Source organism: Natronolimnohabitans sp. A-GB9 (assembly GCF_030848565.1).
Taxonomy (GTDB): Archaea; Halobacteriota; Halobacteria; order Halobacteriales; family Natrialbaceae; genus Natronolimnohabitans.
Window position 1 is genome coordinate 1 of the sequence record NZ_JAVDDV010000046.1, and the last position, 7,577, is coordinate 7,577.

General features: G+C 54.0%; 7 protein-coding genes. 3 read left to right on the forward strand and 4 right to left on the reverse strand.

Annotated elements, in window-relative coordinates; all coding sequences use genetic code 11:
• The coding region (locus tag RBH26_RS21045) for a hypothetical protein (protein ID WP_306760327.1) at window positions 1–362 on the reverse strand (362 nt) is incomplete at its 3' end.
• A 1,220-nt stretch (window positions 363–1,582) separates the two neighbouring features.
• Window positions 1,583–2,242, reverse strand: coding sequence for a uracil-DNA glycosylase family protein (locus RBH26_RS21050; protein WP_306760328.1), 660 nt, complete (start codon window positions 2,240–2,242; stop codon window positions 1,583–1,585).
• Window positions 2,243–2,337: 95 nt separating this feature from the next.
• Between RBH26_RS21050 and RBH26_RS21055 the strand changes: the two genes are divergently transcribed.
• Window positions 2,338–2,571, forward strand: coding sequence for a hypothetical protein (locus tag RBH26_RS21055; protein WP_306760329.1), 234 nt, complete (start codon window positions 2,338–2,340; stop codon window positions 2,569–2,571).
• A gap of 13 nt (window positions 2,572–2,584) precedes the next feature.
• Window positions 2,585–3,454 (forward strand): amidohydrolase family protein, encoded by an 870-nt coding sequence (locus RBH26_RS21060; protein WP_306760330.1) that lies wholly within the window; start codon window positions 2,585–2,587, stop codon window positions 3,452–3,454.
• 175 nt (window positions 3,455–3,629) lie between these two features.
• Here RBH26_RS21060 and RBH26_RS21065 read toward each other — a convergent pair whose 3' ends face one another.
• Complete coding sequence (locus RBH26_RS21065; protein ID WP_306760331.1) at window positions 3,630–4,046, reverse strand: hypothetical protein; 417 nt, start codon at window positions 4,044–4,046, stop codon at window positions 3,630–3,632.
• Between the two features lie 3 nt (window positions 4,047–4,049).
• Window positions 4,050–4,919, reverse strand: coding sequence for a hypothetical protein (locus tag RBH26_RS21070; RefSeq protein WP_306760332.1), 870 nt, complete (start codon window positions 4,917–4,919; stop codon window positions 4,050–4,052).
• A 759-nt stretch (window positions 4,920–5,678) separates the two neighbouring features.
• On the opposite strand from RBH26_RS21070, the gene ileS reads away from it, so the two are divergent.
• A partial coding sequence (gene ileS / locus RBH26_RS21075; RefSeq protein WP_306760333.1) for an isoleucine--tRNA ligase occupies window positions 5,679–7,577 on the forward strand: 1,899 nt, incomplete at its 3' end.

Consider the following 7,577-nt stretch of genomic DNA (forward strand, 5'->3'; position numbering starts at 1 on the left):
TTTTCGTATGCAGCTTGCCATGCACCTGATAGCCCTTCCTCTTCGATTAGCTCTTCAGCTTGGGTATCAGTATCTTCAGTATTCTCTTCCGAAGAGTGTCCTAGCTCTTCCGTCTCAATTCCCCATTTTTCGGCCCTATCAGGACTGATAGCAATACCATGGCTTCCGTTATCAAGGCCATGCTCTGGTTTGACTTCTTTCTTTAACTCTTCGACCTTTTCTTGACAATATTGGTTAACTTCCCAACTATCATCAAGATTTTCTAACTCTTCTAAAACCTCTTCGGCAGAATTGCCCTTAATCGTCCGATTCAGATTGCCACCGTAACTTTGCTCTTTAACGACAGTAATTTTATAACTCATAATAAGATCACTCAATAATTTCAGTATCTACAATATCTAGCTCACTACGTAGGTATTCCTCGTAGGATTGTCCCTTACTACACCGCATTTTCAGGGAATCACGCAAATCCTTCGAAACTTGGATGGTTGTTTTCTCTTCCATCGTCCTATTTAATTATAGGAGCTATAGATTAATAAAAGTTTCGGACGAATGTTTAGATATGAGCCACAAAATGCAACATACTACTACCAATAGAGAGTAATAGCCAAGATAAAGAAAGTAAAATGCTTGAGAAATCCATATCTGATAACACCATTGAATAGAGGATCGCCAAGCCAATAGTAGTAAACCCTACTCCAATGCCAAACAGCAAAGCCATTCCAATAGAGACTAACATATATCCACTAATAGGTGAAATAAGTTAACAGTTTCGCCAAAATACGATTTCAAAACTTATCATAGCAATTTCGATTCAGATTTTTCTAAGTTTGAAAGTCACTTCAGTCAATTTTGGGTATTAGTGTCTCTATCTATCGAATTGAGGGGAATAGCATTTGAGGATTGTATGTGCGATTTCAAAAGGTGAAAATTAGAGAGAAAGCAAACGGTCGAATGCTCGAGATTCTGATAAGAAAATCGCTCTTGGAGAATCAAAGACCATTAAAAATAGAACCTAAGAAAAATTCTTGACTCGATTTTGAATCAATTTCTCTTCTCTTCGATCACTTTATTTTCTCTTCTATTTCTCTGTGAATCTTCTCTGTTCTATTTCTGTTCTTGAATCGATCTTGAGCCATTTCTATTTCGTCAATACAGACTCTCTATCTATGATTCTCAATCCAGACTTTCCACAGAAACCCGTAAAATCGATCTTAGTGTGTCTAACCCCTACACTCCAAGCAACCAGATACCCTATCCAGAGGATTTGATCGATTCGACCGGAAATCAAGGGGTTGAGTCGCATATCATTACTCAAGTATGAGTGAATCCTTGCCCCTACCTTTCGATGATTACGCCGATTCATCATGGTCTGTAATGGTGGATAGGCCATATCCTTTGTACCAGATATATGATAAAGGCAAGTATTGCTGGTAGTGTGCTGAATTCGTAGGTCTATAGTTTCGGTATTGATTTAGATCTTGCTGCCTTACTGCGATTATGATGATATAGCTCTTGGCCTATAGTTTGATCTTAGCAACGTAAGATTGAGCTTTGGGTCTAGACGGTGTTGTGTCCTTCCTCAAGAGACACAAGCGATATTCGGTTTAGGATAATTGGAAACCGACCATGTATTCTGATACGAGGGATGCAAGATCGGCACGAGGGTGACGTCGAGTCGGTCACAGCGGACCGGCGTCAGGACACTGTCGACGAACCCTTCGAGCTTGCGGTCCTCGGCCGCGAGGACGGTCTTTGTCGCGTGTTTTCCGGTCGCGAGGACGACGTCGGGATCGACGGTCTCGAGTTCGGTCAGCAGGTGACTGCGGCAGTTCGCTCGCTCTTCGGACGTCGGCTCACGGTTCGTCTCCGGCTCCTCGGGATCGGCCGGGAAACACTTCACCGCGTTCGTATAGTAGGCCTCGTCGTCGTAGCCGATCCGTGCGAGCAGCCGCCGGATCCGACGGCCGGAGTGGCGTGAGGTGTAGGCCTTCCCGGTCCAGTTGCCGCCCCTCCAGCGGTCGGCGTCGGGGTTGCCGTAGCCAGGCGCTTCCCCGACGACCACGACGGACGCCTCGAGCGATCCGGTTCCCCACGAGATACACTCGCGGGCGTCGGTGAGCGCTGGGCAGCGCTCGCAGTCGGACTCGAGGACGTTTCTCGTGGTCGGATAGGTGAGATCCGGCTCAGCGTCGGCGTCGTCCGCGGCGTTCGTCTCCGGATCGGTACCTGTGGGGGACACGGGTCGACCATCGGGCGTGACGGAGTTATGTGATACGGATTCGCGTCCCGCATGTGGGGACAGATTTACCTTTGCCGGTCGACTCTCCAAGAACAATGGGATCGGCTACCCCCGAACTACTCGCAGAACTGCTTCCGCTGGCTGTCTATACGATTCTCGCCGGCGTGTTGACCGCTGGCGGTATCGCCGCCGAATACGCGAGCTTCCAGCATCTGAACTCGGGCGAGGCGACGGTCGCCCTGTGGCTGGCGGCGATCGGCGCGATTCTACTGTATGCTGGCGTGTACGGAATCGGGTACCAGAAGCTGGCCGCCCGGGTCCGCGACTGAGGTCGGTCGAACGATGTCGAATTCTGCGCCCGATTCGAGCGACAAGCTCGCGCCAGTTCCCGACCCCGGCGTCGACGCACACGTCCACGTGATGCCCGACGGGCTGATGCAGGCCATCCGCGGGGCGCTCGACGACGCCGCCGGGTGGACGTTCGACCACCCGACCGCTCCGGACGCGATCGAGGATCGGCTCGCTGCGGCCGGCGTCGAACGCTTTTTCGCGCTCCCCTACGCCCACAAACCGGGGATCGCGACCGAGTTGAACGAGTGGGTCCTCGAGCAGGCAGCCGACTCCGAGCGGGCGATTCCCTTCGCGACCGTTCACGGCGACGACGACGTCGAAGCCGTCGTTTCAACGGCTGTCGACGCCGGCGCGCGGGGCCTCAAGTTCCAGTGTCCCGTCCAGGGGTGTGGCCCGGCCGACCCTCGACTCGATCCGGCGTTCGAACTCGCCACAGCCCACGACCTGCCGATCGTCTTCCACGCGGGGACGGCGCCCATGTTCGAGGAGAGTCCCCACGTCGGCGCCGACCAGTTCGAGTCCTTCCTCGAGTCCTACCCCGACGTCCGGGTCTGTGCCGCCCACATGGGCGCCTACGAAGTAGACGCGTTTCTCGCCTTTGCCCGCGACTACGAGAACGTCTACCTCGATACGACGGTCGCGATGGCCTCGGTCGCGCCCGCGGTCATCGACTTCGATCCCGCGACGATCAGTGACGACGTCCTCGAGGAGCTTTCGGCGTCGATCATGTACGGCTCCGACTATCCGAACATTCCCTATCCGTACGCACGCGAACGGGAACACCTCCTTTCACGGTCGCTTTCCCCAGAGACGCGACGGGACCTGTTCGGTCGAACGGCCGAGCGGTTCCTCGGCGAGTGATAATATAGTAGCTACTGATACGGACTGCTGTAACTAGTTATTGCTGATCGCCAGCACGGGATCAGTGATCGGCGGGAAGCGACGACAGCAGACCGTATGAAGGTGACACCGAACGGGTGAAACAGGCCGGGGAAAAGCACCACCTACTCCACAGTTACCGATCGAGGCGGAGTCGCTACCTCTGTCTGTATACGATGCCATCCTCCGTCGTGTACGAGATCCACAGTTTTCTTCGGGGATGTCTGTCGGTGTTCGGACTTGTAGGGATATTCACGATGCCGTGATCGCCGCTGCTCAGTTCGTATTCAACGGTTCGCACGACGTCGTCAAACGGTTCCGTCTGGTGACCCTTTCCCGCCTCGACGAGAAATAGAGCATCGTACAGGACTTCCTTGTTCGGTCCGCGGACAGTGATATCGAACTGTACGTCTTTATCAGTGAGATTATTTATCACAAGAACGGCGGTGTCCTCGTATTCGTCCCCGTGACCGGGAAGTAACTCAACACAACCCTGTAAAAATATGAGAAAGGCGGCAACGATAGTCTGGAGAACTCCCCTTCGAAAGACTGGTCCAACGGTAGACATATACATAGACTACATTACCTCTTCTGCTTTAATGTGGAAGGTATCTCCATCCAGGGTGTGTTGGAAGTCTTCCGAGTCTTCGTACTCATTTGATTTGAATGAAATCGATGCGGGATAAGAGACTGACACTTCCGGTTCAGTTCCTTCCCAAGCGTATTCATATATTCCTTTGAAAGACGTCTCGGGCCTGAAATCGGCATCTTCAACGAGAAAGACTCCCGCCGTAACCAGTTGGCTCCAATCCGTTTCATCGCGACCAGTCAATCCCGAATCGACCGATGCTTGATAACCATCCACTAAAATTCCGAGACCGGAACCAGTCCAACTTCCCTCATCAAATTTCGTATAGTCGTCAGTGATCACTGATTTGTGAACCCTCCGATGATCCCTCAGTTCCACCTGATCTTTTTGCCATGAAAGTCCGAGTGTATCTACCGGATCTTCGGGCCCAGCATAGATGGTGCGCCACGGATAAAACTCGTCCCGCGCAAACCCATAGCGGAATTTAATGAAGTAAGAATAATGGAACTCACTGGGATCGGCCCGTGGTTCGTAAGTTAATGAGAATTGGACGTCAATATCGGCATCACAGTCTAGAGGATTAACACAAATTGGTGCCTCCTGAGTTTTAACTTCGTCGTCGTCCGTCTTTGGCACGGATAACTGAACGTTCTCTTCTTTATGAGAAATCTCTTTTTCATCGAGATAATTTTGACGTTCTTCTAATCCTTCACGTTTTGCAATTCTATTTGCTTTTATAATCTCTCTAGTGAATTTTTCACTTGGGTCCTTCTTATCATTCGCAACAACAGTATCCGCTGCTGAAAGTCCAATTAACGCCGTACCTGTCGTCTTCAGCACCGATCTTCTATTCGGCATTACATTCTATTATTCTAATCTATTGTATATATACATTTTTGCTTTAGTATGATATATAATACCACCTGGGAGCGAATTATTGGTTGAACGAAACTGTCTCTGTGAATGCGTAGCAGGAAAGCTGAGACATCACCCAACTATATTATCAGTTAAAGTGTTTTGCTCAGAGGTGAGTCCGTAAACCTGCTTCAGCCGGCTTGCTGACGCGAGGGGATTCAGTGCAACAGTGTGTGCATTGTTTATCCGGCAGTATTAGTACTCTCTCATCTATTTACATTATTTTCTAAACCCAATTATAGTTTTGAATGGTGAATTTAAACGCTGAGCGCAGCAGTCGTGGGGTCGGGTATATGATGACGTTCATACTGTCGGACAGCAGTCAGTGACCCGTCGGTCGCGAACTCGCGGCCGTCTCCGACGGTGACGACCGCAGTAATGCGACCGACGGTGAATAGTTCTGTCCGACAGTACCAGTGGCTACTATACCTTTCTCGAAATATCGAATCGAGCCACCCAGGATAGAAGAATGAGCGTAGCCTCCTAACACCCGCCATACGGTCTACTGTAGTCAATTACCGCCGATCGCCAGGGCGGAGGCGGCGATCGGCAGTAATAGTTACAGCAGTCCGTATCAGTGGGTGAACGGAAGTTCCAAGGCTTCCCCATGGCGGTACGAGGGGACCTCGCCGTTCACGGCGAGGTGGATGTCACATCCCTCGGACCGATTCCCCTTTAATGTCTGAGCGAATCACGTCACGTATGAGCAGGTTCGGCGAGGTCGACGACCAGTACGATCCCCACGAACTCGAGCAACGGGTGTTCGACTACTGGGACGAGGTCGACGCCTACGAACAGACGGTCGAGCACCGATCGGACGGCGAATCGTTCTTCTTCGTCGACGGCCCGCCGTACACGTCGGGGTCGGCGCACATGGGGACGACCTGGAACAAGTCCCTGAAAGACGTCTACCTCCGATTCTTCCGAATGCAGGGGTACGACGTCACCGACCGGCCGGGCTATGACATGCACGGGCTCCCGATCGAGACCCGCGTCGAAGAGCGACTCGGCTTCGAGAACAAGAAAGACATCGAGGAGTTCGGCGAGGAGAACTTCATTCAGGAATGTAAGGACTACGCCGACGAACAACTCGAGGGCCTCCAGGCGGATTTCCAGGATTTCGGCGTCTGGATGGACTGGTCGGATCCATACCGAACGGTCGAACCGGAGTACATGGAAGCCGCCTGGTGGGGCTTTGCAAAGGCCGCCGAGCGCGGCTTAGTCGAGAAGGGTCATCGATCGATCTCGCAGTGTCCCCGCTGTGAGACCGCCATCGCGAACAACGAGGTCGAGTACGAGGACGTCGAAGACCCCTCGATCTACGTCAAATTCGATCTCGACGATCAGGACGGCAAGCTCGTCATCTGGACGACCACGCCCTGGACGATCCCGGCGAACACCTTCGTCGCCGTCGACGAAGCGGGCGACTACGTCGGCGTCCGCGCAACAAACGACGGCCAGGAGGAACTACTCTACATCGCCGAACCGAAGTTCGAGGAGGTCCTCAAAACGGGCCGCTACGACGACTACGAGGTCGTCGAGGAACTGACCGGCGAGGACTTGATCGGCTGGTCGTACGAACACCCGCTGGCCGAGGAAGTTCCTGAACACCCCGACCACGAGGGCGCCTGCGAGGTTTACGCCGCCGACTACGTCGATACGGGCGGCGACGGTACTGGACTCGTCCACTCCGCGCCCGGCCACGGTGAAGAGGACTTCGAACGCGGCCGCGAACTCGAGTTCCCGATCTTCTGTCCCGTCGGCGGCGACGGCGTCTACACCGACGAAGCCGGCGAGTACGAGGGCCAACTCGTCAAAGAGGCCAACGACGAGATCATCTCGGACCTCGAGGCAAAGGGGTCGCTGCTGGCCGAGGAGACGATCTCTCACAGCTACGGCCACTGTTGGCGCTGTGATACGGGTATCGTCCAGATCGTCACCGACCAGTGGTTCATTACGATCACCGACGTCAAAGACGAACTCCTCGACAACATCGAGGACAGCCAGTGGCACCCCGACTGGGCCCGTGACAGTCGCTTCCGCGATTTCGTCGAGGACGCGCCGGACTGGAACGTCTCGCGACAGCGCTACTGGGGCATTCCGCTGCCGGTCTGGACCCCAGAAGATCGAGACGACGACGAGGACCGCATCGTCGTCGGCGACCGCGAGGAACTCGCCGAACGCGTCGACCAGGATATCGACCCGGAGGACGTCGACCTCCACAAAGACACCGTCGACGACCTCACCATCACCGAGGCCGGGACGACCTACACCCGCGTTCCGGACGTCTTCGACGTCTGGCTCGACTCCTCGGTCGCCTCGTGGGGTACGCTTGACTTCCCCGAAGACGACAGCCGGTTCGACGAACTCTGGCCCGCCGACTTCATCCTCGAGGCCCACGACCAGACCCGTGGCTGGTTCTGGTCCCAGCTCGGGATGGGAACCGCCGCTATCGGCGAGATCCCCTACGAAGAGGTCCTGATGCACGGCCACGCGCTGATGCCCGACGGCCGCGCGATGTCCAAGTCCAAGGACATCCTCATCGATCCCCACGAGGCCATCGACCGCCACGGCCGAGACGTCATGCGTATGTTCTTGCTG

Coding starts and splice junctions, on each gene's coding strand:
- RBH26_RS21070 (WP_306760332.1), bottom strand. CDS start 4,919: ATGCCGAATAGAAGATCGGTGCTGAAGACGACAGGTACGGCGTTAATT.
- RBH26_RS21055 (WP_306760329.1), top strand. CDS start 2,338: ATGGGATCGGCTACCCCCGAACTACTCGCAGAACTGCTTCCGCTGGCT.
- RBH26_RS21065 (WP_306760331.1), bottom strand. CDS start 4,046: ATGTATATGTCTACCGTTGGACCAGTCTTTCGAAGGGGAGTTCTCCAG.
- RBH26_RS21060 (WP_306760330.1), top strand. CDS start 2,585: ATGTCGAATTCTGCGCCCGATTCGAGCGACAAGCTCGCGCCAGTTCCC.